This window comes from Janthinobacterium sp. P210005, from assembly GCF_036231865.1.
GTDB classification, from domain to species: domain Bacteria; phylum Pseudomonadota; class Gammaproteobacteria; order Burkholderiales; family Burkholderiaceae_D; genus Janthinobacterium; species Janthinobacterium kumbetense.
In genome coordinates this window covers 281,913-306,977 of record NZ_JAZARC010000001.1, presented here as the reverse complement: position 1 = coordinate 306,977, position 25,065 = coordinate 281,913, and the positions used below count along the sequence as shown (strand labels likewise).

The window sequence follows — 25,065 nt, the reverse complement described above, 5'->3', positions numbered from 1 at the left end:
ATGCTGAGCGGCAGAATCCTTACCCCATCTGGCTGGATCACGGGCACCATCACCTTTGACCAGCGCATCGTCCAGATACAAGAAGACCCTGCCGCCGACAGCGCGCTGACCATCCTGCCCGGCTTCATCGACCTGCACGTGCACGGCGCGGCCGGCGTCGACATCATGGAAGGCGGAGACGCGGGCGCCACCGTGGCGCAGGTGCACGCGCGCCACGGCACCACGGCCCTGCTGGGCACCACCCTGACGGCCAAGGAGCCGTCGATCCTGCGCGCCCTGCAAGGCCTGGCCGGCGTCATCGCCGAGCGCCCCGCCAACGGCGCGCGCATGCTGGGCGTGCACCTGGAAGGCCCGTTCCTGAACCTGCACCGCCTGGGCGCGCAGCCGCCCGACGTCGTGCAGGCCAGCTTGGCGCTGGTGCAGCGCTTCCACGCCATCGCCCCCATCAAGGTGCTGACCATGGCGCCGGAAATCCCCGGTCACCTGGAACTGATCCCGCAACTGGCGGCGATGGGCATCCGCGTGCAGATCGGCCACAGCGCCGGCACGTACGACGAAGGCGTCGCGGCGCTGCAAGCCGGCGTCTCCGGCTTTACCCACCTGTACAACGGCATGACGGGCATGACGCATTACGACCCGGGCATGGTGGGCGCGGCCCTGGCGCACGCCGAATACGCGGAAATCATCCCCGACCTGCAGCACGTGGCCAAGGGCGCCCTGCGCGCGGCCCTGCGCGCCATCCCCCGCCTGTACGGCGTGACGGACGCCACCTCGGCCACCGGCATGCCGGACGGCGAGTACGGCCTGGGCACGCAGCGCGTCTATAAATGCCTGGGCTGCGTGCGCCTGGCCACGGGCTCGCTGGCCGGCAGTGTGCTGACCATGGATCAGGCCCTGCGCAATTTCGTCGACCTGGGCCTGGATCTGGCCGACGCCTCGAACCGCTTGTCGCTGTACCCGGCCGACTACCTGGGCGAATCCGAACGGGGCCGCCTGGCGCCCGGCGCCTGGGCCGATATCGTCGTCCTCGATTCCACATTACAGCCAGTGTCCGTCTTCGTCGAAGGCGCGGCCATCGATCTTTCCACCCGCTAGATTCAGTCTCTAGACCCAGCCCCCAACCTCAACCCCGTCCCGGAGTTTTCATGCACGACACGTCACACAAGGCCCCCGTGTGGGCCATGCGCTACCTGCTATTTATTGCCGGCATGGGGGGATTGCTGTACGGCATAGACATCGGCATCATCGCCGGCGCCCTTCCCTACCTGGAATCGACGGCCTCCGTGGCGTGGAAACTGACGGCCCAGCAGCTGAGTTTTATCGTTGCCGCCGTGCTGTTGGGCTCCGTCCTCTCCTCGCTGTTCGCCGGCGCCTTGGCCGACCTGCTTGGCCGGCGCTGGGTGATGTTCCTGGCCGGCGCCCTGTTCAGCGCCAGCATCCCGCTGATCGCGCTGGCCGACGGCTACATGCCGCTGCTGCTGGGCCGTCTGCTGCAAGGCATCAGCGGCGGCTTGATCGGCGTCGTCGTGCCCCTGTACCTGGCCGAATGCCTGCCCGCGCAGCAGCGCGGACGGGGCGCGGCCCTGTTCCAGCTGCTGCTGACCATCGGCCTGGTGGCCGCCGCCCTGATCGGCCTGCTGCAGGCGCAGACGGTGGAAACGGCCACGCAGGCGGCGCAAGCCTTGCCAGAAGCGGGCCGCATCGCCGCCATCTTCACGGCCAAGGACCACGCCTGGCGCAGCATCTTCTGGGTCTGCCTGACGCCGGGCCTGGTGTTTACCATCGGCGCCCTGCTGCTGGCCGAATCGCCACGCTGGCTGGCGCAACGGGGCCGCATCGAGCAGGCGCGCCAGTCGCTGCTGCGCACGCGCCTGCCCGCCGACGCCGACATCGAACTGCGCGAGATGCAGGATACGCCGGAAAATACGGCCAAGGCCGGCGGCAAGGCCAGGGATCCGCTGCTGAGCCGCCGCTACGTGCTGCCCTTCCTGCTCGCTTGCCTGATCCTTGCCTGCACCCAGGCGACGGGCATCAATTCCATCCTCGCCTACGTCGTCAATATCTTGAACCAGGCAGGCCTGTCCGGCGCCTCCGCCAACATGGCGGACGTGTTGTTGAAGGTGCTGAACGCCGTGATGACGGTGGTGGCCGTGCTGCTGGTGGACCGCAAGGGCCGCAAGTTCCTGCTGATGCTGGGCACGGGCGGCATCGTCGTCTCGCTGCTGGCGGCCGGCCTGCTGTTCCGCGGCGCCGAAGCGCACCTGGCCGACGTGCGCCCCGCCATCGCGGCGCAAGTGCAAGCGGACAGCCTGGCCTTGCACCTCGATGCGGCCACCTTGGCGGCCCTGGGCGCGGCGGCCGACGGCACGCCACAGCAGCTGACCATCGCCTACGCCTACGGCCCCTTCACCAACGTGAAAAGCCTGCGCAGCGACGATCCCGTGCTGCGTCAGGTGACGATCGCCCGCGCGGACGCCGTGCAGGCCGACAGCGTGATCGGCGTGTTCTTCCGCAAGCTGCACCTGAACCCCTTCGCCGACCCGGCCGCCGGGCGCGAGGCGCCGCTGCGCATCGAGAAGGCCAGCCTGGGCCCCGTGCCCTCATCCACGCACGGCTGGCTGGTGGCGGTCGCCATCTGCGTGTTCGTTTCCAGCTTTGCCGTGGGACCGGGCGTGTGCGTGTGGCTGGCCCTGTCCGAGCTGATGCCGACCCGCATCCGCTCGAACGGCATGAGCATCGCCCTGCTGGTCAATCAATTTGTCTCGACGGTGATCGCCGCCATCTTCCTGCCGACCGTGGGCTTGCACGGTTATTCGACGCTGTTCTTCTTTGGCGCCGGCTGCACGGTGCTGTACTTCCTGGCGGCGGCCTTCCTGCTGCCGGAGACCAAAGGCAAGACACTGGAAGAGATCGAGGCGCACTTTTCAAAGTAAGCCAAAGTAACCATTTGTAGCAGTCTCCTTTCCAGCCCCGGCCGCTTCCGGGGCTGTTTTTTTGCCCGCAAGACAAGCTTCCGGGCTGGCGCGCACGCCAAAGTACGGTTTTCCTTCTGGAATCTTGGCCGCCTGGGCTAGAATCTGGCTGCGTCGTGCTACTCACGAGGCGGCAATGGCGCCATGACAAAAACCACCAGGAGACACAGTGAGCTTATTTAGAACCAAGAATTTGGATGACATGATTGCCCACAGCAAGAAGCCAGGAGGTCTGGCCAAGGTGCTGGGGCCCTTCGACCTTGTCCTCATGGGCATCGGCGCCATCGTCGGCACGGGCATTTTCGTGCTCACCGGCACGGGCGCGCTGACGGCCGGCCCCGCCCTGTCGCTGTCGTTTGTCGTGGCGGCCGTCGCCTGCTGCTTCGCCGCCCTGTGCTACGCGGAATTCGCCTCCACCGTACCGGTGGCCGGCTCCATCTACACCTACAGCTACGCCACCCTGGGCGAGCTGGCCGCCTGGATGATAGGCTGGGACTTGCTGCTCGAATACGGCCTGGCCGCCGCCGCCGTCTCCGTCGGCTGGTCCGGCTACTTCCAGTCGCTGCTGTCGGGCTTTGGCATTACCCTGCCCGTCGCGCTCACCGCCGCACCGGGCGCCCTGCCCGGCGTGACGACCTTCATCAACCTGCCGGCCCTCGTCATCATGCTGGCCCTGACGGCCATGCTGGGCTGGGGCGTGCGCGAATCGGCGCGCCTGAACAACATCATGGTGGCCATCAAGGTGGGCGTGGTGCTGCTGTTTATCATCTTCGGCGCGCGCCACGTGCAGCCGGCCAACTGGCAGCCCTACATGCCGTTCGGCTACCACGGCATGCTGAGCGCCGCAGCCCTCGTCTTCTTCGCCTTCATCGGCTTTGACGCCGTCACATCGGCCGCCGAGGAAGTCAAGAAACCGTCGCGCGACCTGCCGATCGGCATCATCGGCTCGCTGGCCGTGTGCGCCGTGCTGTACGTGGTGGTGTCAGCCATCATGACGGGCATCGTGCCGTACCAGAAATTCCTCGGCGTCGACCATCCCGTCTCGCTGGCCCTGCAGTATGCGGGCGAAAACTGGATCGCCGGCTTCGTCGACCTGGGCGCCATCCTCGGCATGACCACCGTGATCCTCGTGATGGCATTTGGCCAGACGCGCATCATCTTCGCCATGTCGCGCGACGGCTTGCTGCCCAAGCGCCTGTCGACCGTGCACCCGCGCTTCCACACGCCGTTCTTCGCCACCTGGCTGGTCGGCATCGTCTTCGGCCTGATCGCCGCCGTGATCCCGCTCAACATCCTCGCCGAGCTGATCAACATTGGCACCTTGGCCGCCTTCACCATGGTGTCGGTTGCCGTGGTGGTGCTGCGCAAGAAGCGTCCCGACCTGCCGCGCGCCTTCCGCTGCCCCGGCGTGCCGTACGTGCCGGCGCTGGCCGTGATCCTGTGCGTGGGCCTGATGAGCTTCCTCAGCTGGGTCACCTGGGTGGCCTTCACCATCTGGCTGGTGATCGGCCTGGTCATCTACTTCGGCTACGCGCGTCGCCGTTCGCTGCTGCACCCGCCGCAGTAAAAAATCCCCTGCAGCGACATATCCTGTCGCTGCCCCAGTTAAGATGGCGGTCTCGCAACCACCGCAGGCCGCCATCCATGCAACGTTCCCCCGACCTCATCGCACAGCTGGACCAGAGCACGGACCAGCTCAAACGCGCGCGCCTGCGCAACATGCAGTGGCTGGCCGTCGGCTTGCTGCTGCTGGCCGCGCTGGTCTTCGCCGTGGCCCGTTCGCAGCGGGGCGGCCACCCCGCCTGGGGCTACGTGGAAGCGTTCGCCGAAGCGGCCATGGTGGGCGCGATCGCCGACTGGTTCGCCGTCGTCGCCCTGTTCCGCCACCCGCTGGGCATCCCCCTGTGGCATACGGCCATCATCCCGAACAGCAAGGCGGACATCGGCCGCAGCCTGGGCGCCTTCGTGGAAAACCATTTCATTACCGAACAAGGCATCGCCGAACGCATCGTGCAGGCCGACCCCGCCGCGCGCCTGGGCGCCTGGCTCGGTGACGAGACCCACGCGCGGCAGCTGGGCATGGCCGGCGCCGGCGTGGCGAAACAGCTGCTGGCGATGGCCGACCACGACAAACTGGGGCGCCTGCTGCGCGAGCAGGCCAGCGGCTACCTGGGCCAATTGAATGTGTCGGACGTGGCGGCCGACTGCATCGATGCGCTGATCGCCGACGGCAAGCCGCAGGAATTGCTGGACTTCCTGCTCGACCGCAGCGCCGCCTACCTGGACGAAGAGCACCACCACGCCGCCATCGGCGACTTCGTGCTGGGCGCCTTCCAGATCGAGAACGCGCTGGTGAAAAAAGCCGTGAAAGCGTATGAACCGCGCATGATCGCCTCGCTGCAGAAATTCGCCCTCGCCGTGCGCGTCGATCCGGCCCACCCGCTGCGCCAGCGCATCGCCGGCTGGATCGCCGACAGCGCGCTGCACCTGAAGGCCGACCCGCAGTGGCAAGCCACAGTGCGCCGCTACCAGCTGCAGCTGATCGCCAGCGATACGGTGCAAGCCATGCTGGGCGACGTCTGGAACCACCTCCGCACGCGCCTGCTGGCCGACCTGCACGCCGACCAGCCCGTGCTGGCGCAAGCCATCGCCGGCCTGGCGCAGAACACGGGCAAGGTGCTGGGCGCGGACCAGGCCGCGCGGGCATGGCTGAACGACGCCATCGTCGCCGGCAGCGGCGCGCTGGTGCGCCGTTACCGGGGCGAGGTGGGCGCCTTCATCGCCGCACGCCTGGACCTGTGGAGCAAGGACGAAATGAGCGAGCGCATCGAACTGGCCATCGGGCGCGACCTGCAATTCATCCGCATCAACGGCACCGTCGTGGGCGGCCTGGCCGGCTTGCTGATTTATACGGCTACCCAGCTGTTCTAGGCAGCCTTCACCAGCGCGGCACGGCACTGGCCGGCGCCGCATGCGAGGGAAAATGCGGCAGCACTTCCTGCGCCAGTTCCTGCAGCACCTCCGCGGCCGGGCGCTGGCCATGCTGGATGCCCAGCGCCGCATGGTTGACGCCCGCTTCGCGCCATTCACCGAGCAAGTCGATCAAGCCCCTGCGCCCCGTGCGCAGCACATAGCCGCTGCGCACGGGCGTGCGCGGGTAATCGGGGTCGTCCACCAGGTCCAGCCACTCGTTGCACATGTGCGGACGAAAGCCGCCATCGGGTATGCAGGCGCGCCAGGCGCGGATCTTGTCCGCCAGCCGGCGCGGCCCGTCCGGCGTATCCGTCGCTTCCGGATACGTCAGCCATCCATCGGCGTGGCGCCCGATCCACTCCAGCGGCTGGCCCGAGGAGCTGGTGACGACGAGGGGAATGGCGCCCGCCACGGGCTTGGGCAGCAGTTCGAGGCCCGCCAGGCTGCCCAGCGGGCCGTCGATGCTGGCGGGACCTGCCTGCAGCAGCTGGCGGAACATGTGCACGGCCTGCGCATAGCGCGCGCCGCGCGTGGCATACGGCACGCCATACGCGGGAAATTCGCTGGCCCGGTCGCCCGACGCCGTGCCCAGCACCAGGCGTCCGCCCGACAACTGGTCGATGCTGGCGGCCGCCTTGGCCAGGTCGATCGGATGGCGCAGGGTGAAAATGGCGCTGCCCGTGGCCAGGGCCAGCGAGTCCGTGCGCGCCGCCAGATACGCCAGATAGGTCCACGGGTCGAACAGCTGGCCCGCATCGCCGAAGCGCGGGTCGAACAGGGGAATGTCGCGCACCCAGGCGGCGGCAAAGCCTTGCCGGTCCATGGCGGCGACCAGGTCGGCCTGGCCCGCCAGCGCCTGCATGTCGCCCTGGTAAAAGCGCAGCGGCAGATAAATGCCGAGGGTGAGCGCGCCGGGCGCGAACATGCGGCGGTAGCCGGCATGGTGGGCAAACGCGTGCGAGGACGCGCCGCCGGTATCGATCGTCATATTGTTCCTTGATATAGGTCAAGCGCCCGTGGCGGGCGCGGGAAGCGTGATGCCCAGCTGCACGGCCGGGCGGGCCGCCACGCGGGCGTACCAGGCGGCCACGTGCGGCCATTCATCGAGCTTGAAGCCGACCAGGTCGGCGATGTGCAGCCAGCCGAAGCTGGCGATGTCGGCGATGGAATAGTCGTCGCCGGCCAGGTAGGCATTGGCGGCCAGGTGGCCGTCCATGGTGGCCAGCGCCGCATCGCACAAGTGGCGGAAGTGCGCCGTGGCGACGACATCCGCCCCGCCGTCGGCCAGTTCAAAATGCACGCGCTGGCCCAGCATCGGCCCCATGCTGGCCGCGTGAAATTGCAGCCAGGTGATGGCGGCCCAGCGCTGCTGCGGCTGCTGCGGCAGCAAACGCCCCGTCTTTTCCGCCAGGTACAGCAGGATGGCGGCCGACTCGAACACGGTGATGCCCGTGTCGTGGTCGACCAGCACGGGAATGCGCCCGTGCGGATTGAGGGCCAGGAAGGCGGGCAAGCGGTGCTCGCCCTGTTCGATGCGCACATGGCGCAATCGATAGGGCAAGCCCAGTTCGGCCAGCGCGATGGTGGCCTTGAAACCGTTGGGCGAGCTGTCGGTATAGAGCTCCATCATGACGCCGCCTCCTGGCGCGCGGCCTTGCCGGGCAGGATGGCGATGGCGCAGGCCAGGCCCGCCGCCACCAGGCAGGCGGAAACGAGGATGGCGCCGCTGTAGCCTTGCGCGGCCGTGCCGCCGCCGGCCAGCACGGCGATGCTGACCGCCACGCCCACGGCCAGGCCGACGGCCGAGCCGACTTCCTGCGTGGTCGTCAGCATGCCGCCCGCCAGGCCATGATCCGCTTCCGGCACGCCATCGATGCCGGCCACCGTCCAGGCGGGAAACGCCAGGCCATAACCGATGCCGGCCAGTACGGTGCCGGGCAGGATGGAGGCGGCCCACGACGCCAGCGTGGCCAGCGACGCGCCCAGCATGGCCAGGCCGCCGATGAACAGCAGCATGCCGCCAACGATGACGGGCTTGGTGCCGCAGCGGGCGATCAGCGCCGGTCCGGCCCACGCGCTGGCCAGCGTAAAGGCGACGGCCATCGGCAGCAAGCCCAGTCCCGTGCGCGTGGCGGAAAAGCCCAGCACTTCCTGCATGGCCAGCGCCACGACGACAAAGGTGGGGCCGAGGGCCGTATTGGCCAGCAGGGAGACGACATTCGCGCCGCCCGTCGAGCGGCGCAGGAAGACGGCCAGCGGCATCAGCGGCGCGGCCACGCGCCCCTCCACCCAGACGAACAGCGCCAGCAAGGCCAGCGCCAGCGCGACCAGGGCAAACGTGAGCGGATGGGCCAATCCCACATGCTCGCTATTGGCAAAGGCAAACACCAGCGTCGCCGCGCCCGACGCCACCAGCAGCGCGCCCCACACGTCGAGCGCGCCGCCAGCCGCAGCGGCATCGGGCCGGCCCTGGGGCAAGGCCGGCGACAGGGCCAGCACCAGCAAGCCGACGGGCACATTGATCCACAGCACCCAGCGCCAGCCCAGCAGGTCCGTGATGAAGCCGCCCAGTATCAGTCCCGCCACAAAGCCGCTGGCCGCCACGGCCGTCCAGGCGCCGAGCGCCCGGTTGCGCTGCGCCGGCTCGGGAAACACGGCCAGCAGCAGCGAGAACGCGGCCGGCGAAAACATGGCGGCGCCGAAGCCCTGTAGCGCGCGCGTGGCCACCAGCATGGCCGGGCTGTGCGAAAAGCCGCCCAGCAGGGAGGCGGCCGTGAACAGCAGCAGGCCCGCGATGAAGACGCGGCGGCGGCCAAACAGGTCGGCCGCGCGCCCGCCCAGCAGCAGGAAGCCGGCGATGGCCACGCCATACGCATTGATCACCCATTGCAGCCCGCCGGGCGTGAAGCCCAGGCTGTGCTGGATTTGCGGCAAGGGGATCATGGTGATGGAAAAATCGAGCAAGGCAACGAATTGCGTGGTGCACAGCAAAAGCAGGCAAAGCTGCCGATGTGAAAGTAACATGGAGATCCTATCGATATAGTTTTACTCGACGTAAAAAGAACGCCGCATTCCCCTATAATGCGTTTTCCTAGAGCGAAACAGAAACGATGTTTTTTCGCGCTTAACTTTAGAAAAACTATATCGATGACGCATCCTTTACCGCTCCAGGCGCTGCGCGCCTTTGTCGAAGTGGGCCAGCGCGGCAGCATCAAGGCAGCCGCCGAAGCGCTGCACGTGACGTCGGGCGCCGTCAGCCAGCAAATCCGCCTGCTGGAAGAACGGGTCGGCATGCCCCTGTTTACGCGCGAACGCCAGGGCTTGCGCCTGACCGAGGCGGGCGCCAGGGTCCACCCCGCCCTGCTGGGCGCCTTCGCGCAGATCGCCGGCGCCAGCCAGGCGCTGGAAGACATGGGCGCGCGCCAGACGCTCACCGTCAGCACGGTCGCCACCTTTGCCGCCGCGTGGCTGGTGCCGCGCCTGGGCCGCTTCAACCAGCGCCATCCCCATATCGAGGTGCGCGTGGAAGCGACATCCGCGCTGGTCGACTTGCGCCGCGACCGGGTCGACGTGGCCTTGCGCCACGGCCTGGGCGACTATCCGGGCTTGCAGGTGACGCGTTTGATGGCGCCCGTGCTGGTGCCCGTCGCCAGCCCGTCCCTGATGGCGGGCCAGCCGCCCATCGCCACGCCGGCCGATTGCCTGCGCTACCCGCTGCTGCACGACACGGACCGCGCCGACTGGCCCCTGTGGCTGGCCGCGCATGGCGCGCCGGACGGCAGCGAGGATGCGGCGCGGGCGCTGCGCGGCTCGGCCTTCGAAGATGATTTTCTGTTGATACGCGCGGCCGAGGCGGGCCAGGGCCTGGCCCTGGTGCCGCAGCTGTACGCGCAGGAAGAAATCGCCGCCGGGCGCCTGGTGCAAGTGCTGGACTTGCCGTGGCCCGCGCGCTTTGCCTACTATCTGGTGACGCGGCCCGACGCAGCCACGCGCCCTGCCGTGCAGGCATTCATGGCATGGATTTGCGAGGAAGCGCAGGCCACGCGCTAGAACACATCGCCGCCGGCCGCGCACGACACCACGCCGCACGCGGTGCTGAACAGCACCGGCACGCCGGCGCGTCCCATGGCGATGCAGCTTGCGGCGGGCAGCACGGCCAACAGCAGCGCCAGGTAGGCGAGCGCCTGCAGGCGGCCCAAGGCCGGTCGCACAGCGCCCGCGGTATCGCGCGCCATGCCGCGCCTGAACGCCGTATTGCCCCTGCAGGCATCTGCCCTGCCGCTTGTCATCCAGTTCGTAAGCATGTCCCTCTCCTCGATTCCGGTTACCGGCCTGTCCCGCCGGCTTGAACGGCCTGCACGCCTGCTGCTCAGGCTGTAATGGCATTTTGCTGCATAAATTTACCAAATACAATAAATAAATCCAAAAAGAAACAATTTTTTTGGTTTGCCAGCATGCATCGTGGCGCAAAGAAATCCGCCTTGACAGAGTGTAAAATGGGGTACTGGACACTGGCGCCGCCATCGAGTCCGGGTATCGCCGCATGGAAAATTCAATTTTAATTATTGCAATCAGTAAATTCGTTGGAATGCATTTCGTTTATGCAGCAAACGGACTCTGCCATCCCGGCGGCAGGTTGCCGGCCGCAGGCATCCGGCCAAACTTGATGTAGATCATAATTTTTTGAACAAGCTCTTGCTATCCTGTAAAAAAATGACGGGAGCCCCAGATGAACAAGATGCAGTCGAGCAATGCGGAGCAAAAGTTTGCACACGAGCGCCTGGGCAGCGCCTGGCAAGGCGTGCCGGTTCCCGGCTATCCGGAAAGCGCGCCGGAAGGCGCCACGCTCGACCTGCTGCTGAACGCCTGGCTGGGCAAGTTCACGGGCGGCATTTCGCCGGCCGCGCTGGGCAACGCGTATGCCGACTGGCTCAGCCACCTGGCGCTGGCGCCGTCGAAGCAGCAAACGCTGCTGCAGGAAGCGAGGAAGAAGATCGGCCGCTGGCAGCAATATGCCTGGCAATCGACCCTGACCGGCGGCGCCGCCGAACCGCCGTGCATCGCGCCGCTGCCGCAGGACCGGCGCTTCGACGACCCGGCCTGGCAACGCTGGCCCTACAATCTCGTCTACCAGGGTTTCCTGCTGCAGCAGCAGTGGTGGCACCGCGCCACCACGGGCGTGCGCGGCGTCTCGCCGCACCACGAGGATGTCGTCACGTTTACCGTGCGCCAGTGGCTCGACATGCTGGCGCCGTCGAACTTCCTGCTGACCAATCCCGTGGTGCAGCAAGCTACCCTCGCGAGCGGCGGCGCCAGCCTGGCGCGCGGCATGGTCCACGCGGCCGACGACTGGCAGCGCGCCGCCATGGGCGCCGGCGCGGCCGGCGAAGCCACGTTCAAGGTGGGCGGAAACGTGGCCGTCACGCCGGGCAAGGTGGTCTACCGCAATGACTTGATCGAATTGATACAGTACGCGCCCGCGACAAAGAGCGTGCATGCCACGCCGCTGCTGTTCGTGCCCGCCTGGATCATGAAGTTCTATATTCTCGACCTGTCGCCGCACAATTCGCTGGTGCGCTACCTGGTGGGCCAGGGCCACACGGTGTTCATGATTTCCTGGAAAAACCCGCAGGAAGAAGACCGCGAACTGTCGCTGGAAGACTACCGCCAGCTGGGCGTGATGGATGCGCTCGACGCCGTTGCCCGCATCACGGGCGCGCCGCAGGTGCACGCGGCCGGCTACTGCCTGGGCGGCACCCTGCTGGCGATCGCCGCCGCGACGATGGCGCGCGATGGCGATGCGCGCCTGGCCAGCCTCACCATGTTGGCCTCGCAGGTGGACTTCAAGGAGCCGGGCGAACTGTCGCTGTTCATCGACGACAGCCAGGTCAGCTTCCTGGAAGCGGCCATGTGGAAGCAGGGTTACCTCGATACGAAGCAGATGGCGGGCGCCTTCCAGTTGCTGCGCTCGAACGATCTGATCTGGTCGCGCCGCTTGAACCACTACCTGCTGGGACAAGATGAACAGGATAGCGACCTGATGGCCTGGAACGGGGACGCCACGCGCATGCCCTGCCGCATGCATTCGGAGTACCTGCGCCGCCTGTTCCTGCACAACGACCTGGCCGAAGGCCGCTACCGCACGGCAGGCCGCCACATCGCCCTGCCCGACATCGATGCGCCCATCTTTGCCGTCGGCACCCTGACGGATCACGTGGCGCCGTGGCGCTCCGTCTACAAACTGCAGCTGCTGACCGACACGGACGTCACCTTCCTGCTCACCTCGGGCGGCCACAACGCGGGCGTCGTCTCGCCGCCGGGCCAGCCGCGCCGCAGCTACCAGCTGGCCACGCACCGCCACGACGCGCCCTATGTCGACGCGGACAGCTGGCAGCGCGACGTGCCGCACCATGACGGTTCCTGGTGGCCCGCCTGGCAAGCCTGGCTGGCGCAGCAAGCGGGTGCGCAAGTGGCGCCGCCGGCCATGGGCCCCGACCTGGGCGACGCGCCGGGCAGCTACGTGCTGCAGACCTGACAACTGACAACCGAGGAAACGCCATGCCCTACACCACCCTGCTGGTCCACGTCGACAATTCCCGCCACTGCGCCCAGCGCATCCGCCTGGCCGTGCGCCTGGCCATCGCCGAAGGGGCGCACCTGATCGGTTCGGCCATGAGCGGCATCTCGCGCTACGCGTATGGCGGCGGCGTCAACGCGCTGCAGTTTGCGCCGGCGCAGATGCAGGCGCTGCGCACCCAGGCCAGCGAAGCCTTGCACGACTTCGAGCGCATCGCGCGCGAGGAAGGCCTGGGCGCCTACGAAACGCGCTTCGTCGACGACGACGCGCAAGGTGCGCTGCTGCTGCAGGCGCGCTATTGCGACTTGCTGATCCTGGGCCAGACGGATGCGCAGGATACGCCGTCGCGCGTCATCGCCGGCACGGCCGAATACCTGATGCTCCATTGCGGCCGGCCCGTGCTGATGGTGCCGCACGCGCCCTCCGCCGCGCCGGCCGGCGCCGCGCAGCATCCGCTGCTGGCCTGGAACGGCAGCGCCGAAGCGCTGCGCGCCATCACCGATGCGCTGCCGCTGCTGCAAAAGGCGCGGCAAGTCACCCTGGCCGTCGTCAATTCGCACGCCCAGCCGGCCGCGCACGGCGAGCAGCCGGGCGCCGATCTGGCCCTGTACCTGGCACGCCATGGCGTCAACGTCGAGGTGCTGCAGCACGACACGCCGCCGGGCCAGGACGTGGGCACGGCCCTGCTGGCCATGGCCGCGCAGCGGCGCTGCGACCTGGTCGTGATGGGCTGCTACGGCCACATGCGCCTGCGCGAAGCGCTGCTGGGCGGCGTCACGCGCACGGTGCTGCAAGAGACGACGTTGCCGGTGCTGGTGTCGCACTAGCGCGGCCGGCGGGCCTTCAGCCTTCCTTCACCCGCCCCTCATCCGCGCTTCATGCGCGGCGGCGACACTGCTCATGCCCTTACCCACACCAGGAGTACAGCATGAGCAAGACACCCGGCGCCCCCGCGCATTTCCACGCCCGCAGGCACTTTCTGTCGGGGATGACGGCGCTGGCCGGCCTCGCCGCATGCGGCGGCAGTTCGCTGCCGCGCGCACCCGCCGTGACGGACCGGAAGATCGGCGTCGCCCCCGGCGTCAGCCTGCACGTGCGCGACTGGCCATCGGCAAGGGGCGGCAGCGACGACGTGATCGTGCTGCTGGCCGGCCTGGGCGCCAATGCGCATGCGTTCGACAGCCTGGCGCCCGCGCTGGCGCGCCGCCACCGCGTGCTGGCCATCACGCGGCGCGGCTACGGTTCATCGAGCAAGCCAACGCCCGCCAGCGACGCCAGCTACTCTCCCGCCACCCTCGTGGCCGACCTGCTGGCCGTGCTGGACGCACTGAAGGTGCCGCGCATCATCCTGGCAGGGCACTCCATCGCCGGCAACGAGCTGACCCTGTTCGCGGGCAGCCACCCGCGGCGCGTGCGGGGCCTCGCCTACCTGGACACGACCTTCGATTACCTGGCCAGCGGAGGCTATGAAGAACCCGCACCGACGCCCTACGATGAACCGCCGCCCGGCCCGGCCGACCTGGCATCGCTGGACGCCTCGATCGCCTATGCCAGACGGATCAACAAGCAATGGTGGCCCGCGCTGGAAACGAACTGGCGCGATGCGCTGGAAGTGCTGCCCGGCGGCGCCGTGCGGCCGAATACCCCGTCCGCCATCGCCACGGCCATGGACATGGCCGCGCACAATTTTTCGCCCGACTACCGCCGCGTGCGCGCGCCGGCGCTGGTCGTCACCGTCGATCCCGGCACCTTGCGCAACCTGTTTCCATGGCTGCTGCAAGCCGATCCCGCCACCCGGGCCGCCGCGCAGGAAGTACTCGACTTTATCCGGCCCCTGCGCCTGGCTGACGGCGAGCGTCTGGCCGCCGCCCTGCCCGGCAGCAGCCACCTGGTAATGCGCAACGGCTTCCACAGCGATTTCTTCATCGAGTACGAGAGCACGGTGGTCGATGCCATCGAGGCCATGCGCTGGGAAGGTCTACAATAGGCGTGCAGCCAGCCGCCGCGCAGTGCCTTTTCGAACACGGCGCGGTCTTCTCCGTTTCCCTTGTCCCAAGGAGTTCCGCATGAGCAAGCAAGCCACCATCGTCCTCGTCCACGGTTTCTGGGGCGGCGCCGCCCACTGGAGCCGCGTCATCGTCGAATTGCGGCGCCACGGCCACACGGCCATCCGCGCCGTCGAACTGCCCTTGACGTCGCTGGCCGACGACGCCGAGCGCACGCGCAAGATGGTGGCGCAGGTCGATGGCCCGGTGTTGCTGGTGGGACACTCCTACGGCGGCGCCGTGATCAGCGTGGCCGGCAATGCGCCGAATGTGGCGGGCCTCGTGTACATCGCCGCCTTTGCCCCCGACGCGAGCGAAAGCCCTGGCAGCATCACGCAGGAACACCCGCCCCTGGGCGCGGCCAGCCTGGAAGGCGACAGCGACGGCTATCTGTGGGTCAAGCCCGAGCAATACCATGACAGCTTTTGCCAGGACCTCGACGCGGAAGAAGGCGCCGTGCTGGGCGTGGTGCAGAAAGCGCCGCTGGCCAGCACCTTCGGCGACACCGTCAGCGACCCGGCCTGGAAACATAAGCCCAGCTGGTACCAGGTGTCCAGTGCCGACCGCATGATTTCCCCCGTCAACCAGGAGCGCATGGCGGCGCGCCTGCAGGCGCGCAAAGTCATCACGCTGAACGCCAGCCACGCGTCGCTGGCCTCGCGCCCCGTGGAAGTGGCGGCGCTGATACTGGAGGCGGCAAACGCGCTGGCCGCAGCGTAAGCTTGCCGGCTACAGCCAGCCTTCGCGCTTCAGGCGGCGGTGCAGCCACCAGCAGCCGGCGATGATGACGACGATCACCGCCGGATAGCTGCCGCGCCACTTCAGTTCCGGCATGAATTCGAAGTTCATGCCGTACAGGCTGAAGACCATGGTGGGCACGGCCAGGATGGCGGCCCAGGCGGCCAGGCGCTTGACGACCTCGTTCTGGCGGATCGAAATTTGCCCCAGCGCCACCTGCATGGCCGAGTTGACCAGTTCGCGCATCTGCCCCGCCGTATGCGTGACCCGTTTCACGTGGTCGAGAATGTCGCGGTAATAGATGCGGTTTTCCTTGGGCACGATATCGCCATGGAAACGGATCAGCTGGGTGCAGATATCATGCAGGGGATTGACGGCCGCGTCGAGCTTCAGCAGCTCCGTCTTGAGCTGGTAGAAATCCTGCAGCTTGTCTTCGCTCAAGCTGGGCTTGAACAGCTGCAGCTCATGGTGCTGGAAGCGGGCCTGCAAATGGTCTATGCACGGCTGATACTGGTCGACGATGAAATCGATGATGGAATACAGCACGTAGCCGGGACCGCTGGCCAGCTTCTCGGGCATGCTTTCCTTGCGTTCGCGCAACTTCGCATAGCCGGCCGAAGCGCCGTGGCGCACCGTGATGATGAAGCGGGGACCGAGAAAGACGTGGGTTTCGCCGTAGACGATGGCCTCGCCATCCAGGGTGGCCGTGTGCATCACCATGAACAGGGTGTCGCCGTACTCTTCCAGCTTGGGGCGCTCGTGCGCGCCCTGCGCATCCTCGACGGCCAGTTCGTGCAAGCCGAAGGCCGCTTGCAGCGCGTGCATGGCCGTGACGTCGGGGCTGGCCAGGCCGATCCACACGAAACAATCGGGGTCGCCGAGGAAGTCGCCCACCTTGTCGATATCAAAGTGCGCGATCTTCTTGCCGTCGCGATACGCTTCGCAATTGACGACGGCGGCGTGGGTACTCAGGTCCATGGTGATTTTCGGCCAGGGGCAGCAATATTGGGGGGCCAGTATAGCGGAAAGCCCATGATTGCCATGCCAATCCGGCTGCCGCATTGACATTCGGGCACGTCAATGTAAAATGAGAACCATTCGCATTTAAGAAGAGCCTGCATGCGCCAGCGGCACGGGACTTCCGCGCCAACCTGGAGTGTGCCGTGACGTATGCCGTATCGCCTGCCGCCGATTCTCAAAGCCCCATGTCATTGAGTCAGCTGTATGGCCAGCACCATCCGTGGCTGTTGCGCTGGCTGCGCGGCAAATTGTCCTGTACGGATCACGCGGCCGACCTGGCGCAGGATACCTTCATCAAGCTGCTGGCCACGCCCGGCGAGCGCGCCGTCACCCTGCGCGAGCCGCGCGCCTACCTGACCACCGTGGCGCGCCGCCTGCTGATCGACCATTACCGCCGCCAGTCGCTGGAGCAGGCCTGGCTGGCCACCCTGGCGCAGCTGCCCGCCCCCGTCACGCCGTCGGCGGAAGACCGCTTGCTGATCCTGGAAACCCTGCACCAGATCGACGCCATGCTCGACGGCCTGGGGGCGAAGGTGCGCACGGCCTTCCTGCTGTCGCAGCTGGAAGGCATGGCGTATGCGGACATCGCCGCGCGCCTGAAAGTAAGCGAGCGCACCGTCAAGCGCTACATGGTGCAGGCGTTCGAGCAATGCATCCTGCTGCTGGCCTGACATGAGCGCGGCCCTCGATGCGCGCGCCGCGCGCGAAGCGGCGCACTGGATGATGCGCCTGCAAGGCGGCGAACTCGACGCTGCCGCGCAACAGGGGCTGGCCCGCTGGCGCGCCGCCCACCCCGACCATGAAACGGCGTGGCAGCGGGCCGAGCAAGTATGCCGCACCTTCGGCATGCTGCCCCCGCCGCTGGCCATGCCCTTGTCCAGGCAAGTGCTGGACCGCCCGTCCGGCGCGCAGCGCCGCGCCATCCTGAAGACCCTGGCCGTGCTGATCGTCGCCGGCCCAGCCGGCTGGGCCATGCTGCGCGTGGCGCCATGGCAGGCATGGACGGCCGAGCTGCGCACGGCGACAGGCGAAATCCGCCACCTCACCTTGGCCGACGGCAGCGGCCTGAGCCTGAATACGGCCAGCGCCGCCGACGTCGTCTTCGGCGCGTCCCTGCGCCTGGTGCAGCTGCGCGGCGGAGAGATACACGTGGCGACCAGCCCCGATCCCCTCGGGCGTCCCTTCATCGTGCGCACCAGCAACGGCAGCATCCGCGCCCTCGGCACGCGCTTCACGGTGCGCCAGGACGACAGCCTGCTAGGCGCGCGCACCCACGTGGCCGTCTCGCAGGGCGCCGTGGAAGTGCGGCCAGCCGAAGGCCGGCCCATCATCGTGCAGGCGGGCTGGCAAGCCAGTTTCGATGAAACGGCCGCCGAAGCGCCGCAGCCGCTGGCGCCGCACGCAGCCGCCTGGCTCAAGGGTTTGCTGTACGCGGACGACACGCCGCTGGAGCAGGTGCTGGCGCAGCTGGCCCGCTATCGCCACGGAGTGGTGCGCTGCGATCCGGCCGTGGCGCGGCTGCGCGTGTCGGGCGTGTACCAGCTGCGCGATACGGACGCCCTGCTGGCCCTGCTGCAAGCGTCGCTGCCCATCCGCGTAAGGCGCCACAACCGTTGGTGGATTTCTGTCGGGCCCGCATAAAAATTTTTGAGAACAATGTCCCTTTCCGTCATGTGCCCCGTCAATCCACACAGGACCAACACATGAACGAAGGGAAACAAGCAATGAAGCACTACCGCCACACCAGCATCACCCTGGCCCTGCTGGGCAGCCTGGCCTTGACCGCGCCCGCATCCGCCCAGCAGCAACCGCAACAGGCGCCCGCGCGCCACTACCAGGTGGCCGCCGGCCCCCTCGGTGCCGTCCTGTCCGCGTTTGCGGCCGACGCCGGGGTCAGCATTTCCGGCGCCGCCGGCCTGTATGCGGGCTTGAACAGCCGCGGCTTGAACGGCAACTACCAGGTGGCCGACGGTTTCGCCCGCCTGCTCGATGGCAGCGGCTTATACGCTGTCGACCAGGGCGGCGGCCACTACGCCGTGCGCAAGCTGCCTTCGGCGGCCGACGCTGCCACCCTGCCCGGCATCGCCGTGCGCGCCACGGCCGAGCGCAGCACGAGCACGGAAGGCACGGGCTCGTACACGACGCCGGCCACGGCCAGCGCCACGGGCCTGGTGCTGTCCCTGCGCGAGACGCCGCAATCGGTCAGCGTCATCACGCGCCAGCGCATGGACGACCAGGACTTGCTGACGGTGCGCGACGTGCTGCGCAATACGCCCGGCATCGCCGTCAACCAGTTCGACACGGAACGCAGCACCTTTTCCGCGCGCGGCTTCGACGTCGACAATTTCCAGTACGACGGCGTGCCCACCACCTATAAGGTGCAGTATTCGGGCGGCGAATCGGAAATGGATTCGCTGATCTACGACCGCGTGGAAGTGACGCGGGGCGCCACGGGCTTGCTGACGGGCGCCGGCTACCCGTCCGCCTCGATCAACCTGGTGCGCAAGCGGGCCAGCGCCAGGCAATTCGAAGGACAATGGTCGCTGGCGGCCGGCTCGTGGAGCGATTACCGGGGCACGCTCGACCTGGCTGCGCCGTTGAATGCCGACGGCTCCGTGCGCGGCCGCGTGGCCGGCGCCTGGCAAGACCGCAAGTCGTTTACCAATGGCTATTCGAACCAGCGCCAGCTCGTCTACGCCACCGTCGAAGCGGACCTGGCGCCCGGCACCGTGGCCATGCTGGGCGCCAGCTACCAGAAGAACGACCCGAAAGGCAGCAACTGGGGCGGTTTCCCCCTGTGGTACAGCGACGGCACGCGCACCGATTTCGACCGGTCCGTCACGACGGCGCCCCGCTGGGCCGCCTGGGCCACGGAACAGACGAATGTGCACGCCACCGTCGAACATGCGCTGGGCCAGGGCTGGAAAGCGCAGGCGCAAGCCATGTACAGCAAGCACACGGAAGACACGCCGCTGGTGTTCCTGGCGGAGCGGCCCGATAGAATCACGGGCCTGGGCATGCTCGGCTACCCGAACCGCTACATCGGCGCGCGCGACCAGAGCAGCGCCGACATGAAGCTGTCCGGCCCGTTTACCCTGGGCGGACGCCAGCATGAAGTCATCGTCGGGGCCAACTACACGCTGCAGCACGCCGAGTTCAGCGTCAAGGAAGCGCTCGACCCTGAACCGATCGGCAATTTCCTCGCCTGGGATGGCAGCTACCCGCAGCCGGCCTGGGGCGAACTCGTGCTGTCGGAAAAATACACGACCAAGCAATATGGCGCGTATGGCGCGGCGCGCCTGAACCTTGCCGACAACACCAAATTGATACTCGGCGGTCGCTTGAGCCGCTGGGACAAGGACCGCATCGGCTTTGACGGCAGCGCCCGCTTTGCCTTCGCCAAGAGCAAGTTCGTGCCCTACGCGGGCGTGGTGATCGATCTCAATGAGACATACTCGGCCTACGCCAGCTATACGGACATCTTCCGCCCGCAGGAAAACCAGGACCGCACGGGCGCCTGGCTGGACCCGCTGACGGGGCAAAGCCTGGAAGTGGGCTTGAAGGGAGAACTGGCCGGGGGCCGGGCCAACGGTTCCATCGGCATCTTCGAGATCAAGCAGGATAAGCTGGCCCAGCCGGACGGCGCGCACAGGATTCCCGGCACCACCACGCAGGCGTACTATGCGGCGCGCGGCGCCACCAGCCGTGGCATCGAGGGGGAATTGTCAGGCCGCCTGGCGCCGGGCTGGAACGTGACGGCCAGCGCCAGCCACTTCCGCGCCAGAGACCGCGAGCAGCAAGACATCAACACCCTGTCGCCCCGCTCGACGGCGCGCCTGTTCACCACCTGGAAGGTAAAGCCCGACCTCACCGTGGGCGGCGGCGTCAACTGGCAAAGCAAGTTCTACTTTGACGACGAAGGCCCGAACGGCAAGGAAAGAGTGACGCAGGAAGCCTACAGCACAGTCAGCCTGATGGCCACGTACCAGCTGTCGCGCCAGTTGACGGCCCAGCTGAACGTGGAAAACGCGCTGGACAAGAAGTACATCAACATCAACACCTACGCGCAAGGCACGTATGGCGTCCCGCGCAGCGTGCGGGGGACGTTGACGTACCGGTTTTAACGTAGCAGCCAGTATTTAGCGTACACGCAGGACGGGCACTGGTAGCAACACGATTCATGCCTATCTAAGCTCGTCCGTGTGCGCGGTCGCGTATTTCACGTGCAATTCAACATGAAAATTCGGAGCATCGCATGGTTTCCAATCAAATGAACTCGTTCGGACATCGGGTGTGCATGACCCAGCCAAGACCCGATCAGGCTCAACTCCAGCAATCAACCCTGCTTCCGACACAATCTTGATATTGTCGTCATTCATTACCTTCCTGATTGCATTGGCAACTACCCGGGCACGTAACTGCGCCTGCTGCAAATACTTATTGCCATCTTTATCGTTGGGAAGTAGTACATTCTGATTCTGGCGAACGCCTTGCACAAGGACCAAAATGCTGCGCGGAACACCCGCGCCACGAACTGTCAAGAGTACGTCGTGCAGCCGCTCCAGAATGTCAGCGTTCAACTCCTCGCCACGCGATTCAAGTCCAAGGTCATGCGTAAGATCGAAACAAATATCCATCGCAGGACTGCTGGTAATGACACGCAATGAAACCGAGTCGAATCGAAGGGAAATTTTTCTTCGCACCACCTGCTCGGTACCGAAGATAGTGGAGCGATCCGGCCCTCGCAGGCTGAAGCTCACAAGAGAGATAGCGCCTATGCCTGTCCACAATACATCAGCGCCATGCAATAGCAATCGCCCCTCTGCAGTTCTACGACAGTCCAGAATAGGTCTGCCTATAAATTCGGTGGCGCGTTCAATCGCACCCAATTCCGCCTCAGCTACCTCAATACTTACATTCGAGCTTCGAATACCCATGGCATTGAAAGCCATCTGCGGCAATGTCATGGGTCCGGAGTAAAAAAGCACAAAGGCAAGTGGCAAAAAAAAGAAAAAAGCATATTGCCACCAAACGACTGAACGTATGGATTGGCGCGTAACCGCGTCTGGCTGCTCGCTTGACGTCACCGCAATCAGCATCTGCAAGGTGAAAAATCCAGCCAGGAAGCAGCCGATTAATAAGAAGGTAAAAACCATCAAGCCTTTGACGAGAACCAGACTCAACATCACGATGAACACGACGAGGGAAAATAATACTGAAAAAAAGCCGCGCAGCGGACTTGGCAGCTTATTGAGTGGAGTCCTGCTATTTCTCGTCGCCCCCTTGCGAAATTGACGTATTTTCTTTGGAATCCAACGCAAACGGGGCCACCAGCGAGAAGTCGGAAGGGCCGCTATTTCCTGGATATATCGCAATGGACGAAATGGCGATAATGTCTTACGCCTGAACCGGCACTTGTATCTTATGTAATTGACAATCTGCAGTAACCATAAAGCAGAAAAAGTTCCATAAATCCAGAGTATTCCATATATAAAACTGAAGGCCAACGCAATAAATACAAACAAAATTATCTCGCCTGGCGCCAAGGCGGAAGGGAAAAATTTAATTGAAAATAAATATGAAAATACGACGATAGCGCCAATAGCAATGGCAATTTTGTATGCCAATGATGCGAGGTGATTGACGTTTTCTATGCGTTTGGTATTGGCATCGTTTCTTTCTAGCACCTCAGTTGGCATTGGCGCGTCTGTCGATGGGGTAGATTGATTTCCGGATGACATACCCCCCCCCGTTGACAATAGTAATTGATCATGGCACCCAACATATGGGTGTCGTACAGACATATATAGACCTAAAATAAGACCTCTCCCTTATGGAATAATTCGCTCCTCGCCCAAAAAAACCAGTACATTGCGGCGGCAGCGGCAGGGTCTCAATGTCCGCACGCTCGAGGTCACGGCGCCGCCATTGCAGCAGCAGGATGCTCTCAGCCATCATACTCAGATAGGATCGCGGATGGCTACCAGCTGTCCCGTGTGCAGAATGCGCACGACTGTTTCGGAAGCCACGTCTTGCGCTGCCGTTTTGTTGAACAGCCGTAACAGCAGGCGTTGCAGCACCCATCCCCCGTATTCCGTAAAACAGGCGGGCCGCCAGCGATTGCTCATGCGGCAAGAGAGATAGTACGGAGACTCATCTATCAGACTCACGAATGATAATGATTCTGATTGTATTTTTACATCGCACCGCCGGCACGGCGCTACCCCGTCGAAATGACCATGTTCAAGGCGCGCCGCAATTCCTTCAGCCGGGGCGGCTTGCCCAGCACGCAGTTGACGTGTTCCGGGTAGTCGCTGTCGGCCGCCAGGCGCTGGCCCCAGCCCGTGAGCATGATGATGGGCGTGGCCGGCGAATGCTGGCGCACGGCGCTGGCCACCTTGCGCCCGTCCACGTGGGGCATGCCGAGGTCCGTGATGACCACCGCGAAATGCTCGCCCCTGTCGCAGGCGACCAGGAAGCAGTCGATGCCGGCCTGGCCGCCATCGGCGGACACCACGTCGTGGCCGTCGATTTCCAGGATGTCGCGCAGGGACTTGAGCACCATCGGGTCGTCGTCCACCACGAGGATGCGCAGGCGCGGCGGCACGGCGTGGGCCGTGTCGGGCACTTCGATCCCCTCGCCTTCCGCGCAGGCGGGAAACGCCAGGCGCACCGCCGTGCCCTGCCCCGGCGCCGTGACGATGTCGATGCCGGCCCCATGGCGCTCCATCATGCCGTACACCATGGCCAGGCCCAGGCCCGTGCCCCGCTCGCCCTTGGTGGTAAAAAACGGCTCCAGGCAGCGGCGGCGCGTATTTTCGTCCATGCCGATGCCCGTATCGCCCACTTCGACCTGCACCTGCCGTACCCCGGCCTGGCCCGGCCCGGCGATGCAGGCCGTGCGCACGGTCAGGGTGCCGCCTTCCGGCATGGCGTCGACGGCGTTGAAGACCAGGTTCGTCAGCGCTTCGCGGATTTCGCCTACGCTGCCGGGCAGCATGGGCAACCCGTCCGCCAGCTCCATGCGCAGGGCGATGACGATGCCGCGCTGCTGCGGCATGTCGCTCCAGCGCGCGCGCGTCAAGTCCAGCACCTGCTGCACCACCAGGTTGACATTGATGGGCGACAGCGCCAGTTGCGGTTCGCGCTGGCGGTAGAATTCGCGCATGCGCGCCACGGTGGCGGCCACGTCGTCGATGGCCCGTTCGATGACTTCCAGACAATGCCGGCCCTGCGGACTGAGATTGGTTTCCGTCTCCAGCAAGGACTCGGTGTACAGGGCCACGGGGGAAATGGCGTTATTGATATCGTGCGCGATGCCGCTGGCCATCTGCCCCAGCGCGCGCAGGCGCTCCTGCTGCATCACCGACTGCTGGGTCTGGCGCAAATCGTCATACGCGCGCTGCAGCGCGCCGTAGAGCTGCGCCTGGTTGGCGGCCAGCGCCACGTGCTCGCTCAGCTGGCTGAGGAATTCGCATTCGCCGCTGGTGAAACTGTGCGCGGCACGGCGCGCCACGATCAGGATGCCGAAGACCGTGTTTTCAGCCAGCAGCGGCGCCATGACGAGGGCGCGCAGCCCCCCTTGCGCCAGCCGCTGCGGAAACGGAAACGCCACATCGGCGATGTCGGCTTCATACACGAGCTTGCCGCGCACGCAGCTCGACAGGCCATTTTCATCGATGGGAATGTGCGCGTGTTCGCTCATCATGAAGGACTGCGCCAGCGCCTCGCTGCGCACGCCCACGCACGTCACCTGCAGCGCGTGCTGCGACGGCTCATACAGGCAGATGCAGCTGAAATCGATGGGCAGCTGCTCTTCCAGGCTGCGCACCACCACCTGGAAGATGCTGCGCAAGTCCTGCCGCTCTCCGATCGAGCGCGTGATCTGCTGCAGCAGGTTCAGGCGCTCGAGCTGTTCATGCACCTTGCGCTCGGCCAGCTGGCGTTCGGCGATCTGCGTTTCCAGGGCGGTATTCGTGTGCGCCAGCTCGTCGCGCGAAACGGTGGTGCGGCGCAGCTTTTCCGTCATGCCGTCGAAGGCGCGCGCCAGGTCGCCGATTTCATTTTTGGTGTGCACGCCGAGCGCAAAATCGAGCTTGCCAGCGCCGACGATCAGGGTACCCTGGCGCAACTTTTCCAGCGGTCCCGTGACGCTGGTCATGGTGAAGTAGATCAAGCCGGCCACCAGCGCGATGATCATGCCGCCGAACAGCATCACGGCCACGTTGGCTTGCTGCTGCGCCTCCAGCACGCCTTGCCGGCTCAATTCGGACAGCCGCATCGCATCCGAAATCATGCCCTGCACCTTGCCCATGATCTGGCCCGACAGCCGCGCTTCCAGCTCGCCCAGCACCTCGCGCCGCTGCGGGTCCTGCCCCAGCTCGCGGTGATTCGCGACAAACAGCTCGAACAGGCCGCCCACGCCGGCCAGGTCGCCCTGCAATTCGCGCAGCAGCTTGCGCTCTTCGTCGCCGTTGAAGACGGGCGTGGCCAGCAGCCCCGTGGACAGCGACTCGCTGCGCAGCTGCCACTGGGCGCGCGTGCGCGCACCGTGGTGCAGCGCATACTCGATCGACAGGTAGCGCAGCGACGTGACGGCTTGCAGGATATCGGCCGCCGCCTTGTTCTTCGCCAGTTCGCGCTGCATCGCCATGGTGGTGGAGAACAGCACGGCGACGATGATGGCCACCAGCACCACGCAAAACAGTTGGGCCAGCTTGAAGCGCGTGACGATTTTCAC

At 65.9% G+C, this 25,065-nt stretch carries 19 protein-coding genes; 12 read left to right on the top strand and 7 right to left on the bottom strand.

Going from position 1 to position 25,065, the window contains the following annotated elements; genetic code table 11:
* The 4 genes from VPH40_RS01295 (at position 1) to VPH40_RS01280 (ending at position 5,903) form a co-directional block, all read left to right on the top strand.
* Positions 1–1,095, top strand: coding sequence for an N-acetylglucosamine-6-phosphate deacetylase (locus VPH40_RS01295; protein WP_305059725.1), 1,095 nt, complete (start codon positions 1–3; stop codon positions 1,093–1,095).
* 50 nt (positions 1,096–1,145) lie between these two features.
* Complete coding sequence (locus VPH40_RS01290; protein ID WP_328572397.1) at positions 1,146–2,933, top strand: MFS transporter; 1,788 nt, start codon at positions 1,146–1,148, stop codon at positions 2,931–2,933.
* A 208-nt stretch (positions 2,934–3,141) separates the two neighbouring features.
* Positions 3,142–4,539 carry an amino acid permease gene (locus VPH40_RS01285; protein ID WP_305051735.1) on the top strand — a complete coding sequence of 466 codons (1,398 nt, stop codon included), beginning with the start codon at positions 3,142–3,144 and terminating at the stop codon, positions 4,537–4,539.
* Positions 4,540–4,616: 77 nt separating this feature from the next.
* Positions 4,617–5,903: a DUF445 domain-containing protein gene (locus VPH40_RS01280; protein ID WP_328572396.1), complete on the top strand. Its 1,287-nt coding sequence runs from the start codon at positions 4,617–4,619 to the stop codon at positions 5,901–5,903.
* Between the two features lie 7 nt (positions 5,904–5,910).
* Here the strand turns inward: VPH40_RS01280 and VPH40_RS01275 are convergent, their stop codons facing one another.
* Genes VPH40_RS01275 through VPH40_RS01265 form a run of 3 tightly spaced genes read right to left on the bottom strand, consistent with a single transcriptional unit; the run spans position 5,911 to position 8,969 of the window.
* On the bottom strand, positions 5,911–6,933 hold the full coding sequence (locus tag VPH40_RS01275; RefSeq protein ID WP_328572395.1) for an LLM class oxidoreductase: 1,023 nt from the start codon (positions 6,931–6,933) through the stop codon (positions 5,911–5,913).
* Positions 6,934–6,951: 18 nt separating this feature from the next.
* Positions 6,952–7,575: a glutathione S-transferase family protein gene (locus tag VPH40_RS01270; RefSeq protein WP_328572394.1), complete on the bottom strand. Its 624-nt coding sequence runs from the start codon at positions 7,573–7,575 to the stop codon at positions 6,952–6,954.
* A complete protein-coding gene (locus VPH40_RS01265; protein ID WP_328572393.1) occupies positions 7,572–8,969 on the bottom strand; it encodes an MFS transporter in 1,398 nt (465 codons plus the stop codon). Before VPH40_RS01265 ends, VPH40_RS01270 begins: the two co-directional genes overlap by 4 nt.
* Before the next feature lie 123 nt (positions 8,970–9,092).
* Between VPH40_RS01265 and gcvA the strand changes: the two genes are divergently transcribed.
* Positions 9,093–9,995, top strand: coding sequence for a transcriptional regulator GcvA (gene gcvA / locus VPH40_RS01260; RefSeq protein ID WP_305051730.1), 903 nt, complete (start codon positions 9,093–9,095; stop codon positions 9,993–9,995).
* On the opposite strand, the gene VPH40_RS01255 is transcribed toward gcvA, so the two are convergent.
* Positions 9,992–10,249, bottom strand: a complete 258-nt coding sequence (locus tag VPH40_RS01255) for a hypothetical protein (RefSeq protein ID WP_305051729.1) — start codon at positions 10,247–10,249, stop codon at positions 9,992–9,994. The genes gcvA and VPH40_RS01255 overlap by 4 nt on opposite strands.
* Positions 10,250–10,683: 434 nt before the next feature.
* Here VPH40_RS01255 and VPH40_RS01250 point away from each other — a divergent pair, with 434 nt between their 5' ends.
* The 4 genes from VPH40_RS01250 to VPH40_RS01235 all read left to right on the top strand — a co-directional run bounded on the left by VPH40_RS01250 (position 10,684) and on the right by VPH40_RS01235 (position 15,287).
* Positions 10,684–12,480 (top strand): PHA/PHB synthase family protein, encoded by a 1,797-nt coding sequence (locus VPH40_RS01250; RefSeq protein ID WP_442906629.1) that lies wholly within the window; start codon positions 10,684–10,686, stop codon positions 12,478–12,480.
* Between the two features lie 23 nt (positions 12,481–12,503).
* Entirely contained in the window at positions 12,504–13,349 is an 846-nt protein-coding gene (locus tag VPH40_RS01245) for a universal stress protein (protein WP_251349026.1), read from the top strand.
* A 101-nt stretch (positions 13,350–13,450) separates the two neighbouring features.
* A complete protein-coding gene (locus VPH40_RS01240; protein WP_328572391.1) occupies positions 13,451–14,509 on the top strand; it encodes an alpha/beta hydrolase in 1,059 nt (352 codons plus the stop codon).
* A 79-nt stretch (positions 14,510–14,588) separates the two neighbouring features.
* Entirely contained in the window at positions 14,589–15,287 is a 699-nt protein-coding gene (locus VPH40_RS01235) for an alpha/beta hydrolase (protein ID WP_328572390.1), read from the top strand.
* Between the two features lie 9 nt (positions 15,288–15,296).
* Here VPH40_RS01235 and VPH40_RS01230 read toward each other — a convergent pair whose 3' ends face one another.
* Positions 15,297–16,283, bottom strand: a complete 987-nt coding sequence (locus VPH40_RS01230; protein WP_099664247.1) for a magnesium and cobalt transport protein CorA — start codon at positions 16,281–16,283, stop codon at positions 15,297–15,299.
* A 185-nt stretch (positions 16,284–16,468) separates the two neighbouring features.
* On the opposite strand from VPH40_RS01230, the gene VPH40_RS01225 reads away from it, so the two are divergent.
* The 3 genes from VPH40_RS01225 to VPH40_RS01215 all read left to right on the top strand — a co-directional run bounded on the left by VPH40_RS01225 (position 16,469) and on the right by VPH40_RS01215 (position 20,449).
* Entirely contained in the window at positions 16,469–16,996 is a 528-nt protein-coding gene (locus tag VPH40_RS01225) for a sigma-70 family RNA polymerase sigma factor (protein ID WP_289898178.1), read from the top strand.
* Position 16,997: 1 nt separating this feature from the next.
* On the top strand, positions 16,998–17,966 hold the full coding sequence (locus tag VPH40_RS01220) for a FecR domain-containing protein (RefSeq protein ID WP_328572389.1): 969 nt from the start codon (positions 16,998–17,000) through the stop codon (positions 17,964–17,966).
* A gap of 62 nt (positions 17,967–18,028) precedes the next feature.
* Positions 18,029–20,449, top strand: a complete 2,421-nt coding sequence (locus VPH40_RS01215; protein WP_328572388.1) for a TonB-dependent siderophore receptor — start codon at positions 18,029–18,031, stop codon at positions 20,447–20,449.
* Positions 20,450–20,509: 60 nt separating this feature from the next.
* On the opposite strand, the gene VPH40_RS01210 is transcribed toward VPH40_RS01215, so the two are convergent.
* Together VPH40_RS01210 and VPH40_RS01205 are read right to left on the bottom strand one after the other, a co-directional pair.
* Positions 20,510–22,066 (bottom strand): hypothetical protein, encoded by a 1,557-nt coding sequence (locus tag VPH40_RS01210; RefSeq protein WP_328572387.1) that lies wholly within the window; start codon positions 22,064–22,066, stop codon positions 20,510–20,512.
* Between the two features lie 479 nt (positions 22,067–22,545).
* Positions 22,546–25,065: an ATP-binding protein gene (locus tag VPH40_RS01205; RefSeq protein ID WP_328572386.1), complete on the bottom strand. Its 2,520-nt coding sequence runs from the start codon at positions 25,063–25,065 to the stop codon at positions 22,546–22,548.

Excerpts from the sequence above, each read along its gene's own strand:
- VPH40_RS01295 (WP_305059725.1), top strand. The coding sequence starts at position 1 with ATGCTGAGCGGCAGAATCCTTACCCCATCTGGCTGGATCACGGGCACC.
- VPH40_RS01290 (WP_328572397.1), top strand. The coding sequence starts at position 1,146 with ATGCACGACACGTCACACAAGGCCCCCGTGTGGGCCATGCGCTACCTG.
- VPH40_RS01280 (WP_328572396.1), top strand. The coding sequence starts at position 4,617 with ATGCAACGTTCCCCCGACCTCATCGCACAGCTGGACCAGAGCACGGAC.
- VPH40_RS01275 (WP_328572395.1), bottom strand. The coding sequence starts at position 6,933 with ATGACGATCGATACCGGCGGCGCGTCCTCGCACGCGTTTGCCCACCAT.
- VPH40_RS01270 (WP_328572394.1), bottom strand. The coding sequence starts at position 7,575 with ATGATGGAGCTCTATACCGACAGCTCGCCCAACGGTTTCAAGGCCACC.
- VPH40_RS01265 (WP_328572393.1), bottom strand. The coding sequence starts at position 8,969 with ATGTTACTTTCACATCGGCAGCTTTGCCTGCTTTTGCTGTGCACCACG.
- gcvA (WP_305051730.1), top strand. The coding sequence starts at position 9,093 with ATGACGCATCCTTTACCGCTCCAGGCGCTGCGCGCCTTTGTCGAAGTG.
- VPH40_RS01255 (WP_305051729.1), bottom strand. The coding sequence starts at position 10,249 with ATGCTTACGAACTGGATGACAAGCGGCAGGGCAGATGCCTGCAGGGGC.
- VPH40_RS01250 (WP_442906629.1), top strand. The coding sequence starts at position 10,684 with ATGCAGTCGAGCAATGCGGAGCAAAAGTTTGCACACGAGCGCCTGGGC.
- VPH40_RS01245 (WP_251349026.1), top strand. The coding sequence starts at position 12,504 with ATGCCCTACACCACCCTGCTGGTCCACGTCGACAATTCCCGCCACTGC.
- VPH40_RS01240 (WP_328572391.1), top strand. The coding sequence starts at position 13,451 with ATGAGCAAGACACCCGGCGCCCCCGCGCATTTCCACGCCCGCAGGCAC.
- VPH40_RS01235 (WP_328572390.1), top strand. The coding sequence starts at position 14,589 with ATGAGCAAGCAAGCCACCATCGTCCTCGTCCACGGTTTCTGGGGCGGC.
- VPH40_RS01230 (WP_099664247.1), bottom strand. The coding sequence starts at position 16,283 with ATGGACCTGAGTACCCACGCCGCCGTCGTCAATTGCGAAGCGTATCGC.
- VPH40_RS01220 (WP_328572389.1), top strand. The coding sequence starts at position 16,998 with ATGAGCGCGGCCCTCGATGCGCGCGCCGCGCGCGAAGCGGCGCACTGG.
- VPH40_RS01215 (WP_328572388.1), top strand. The coding sequence starts at position 18,029 with ATGAACGAAGGGAAACAAGCAATGAAGCACTACCGCCACACCAGCATC.
- VPH40_RS01210 (WP_328572387.1), bottom strand. The coding sequence starts at position 22,066 with ATGTCATCCGGAAATCAATCTACCCCATCGACAGACGCGCCAATGCCA.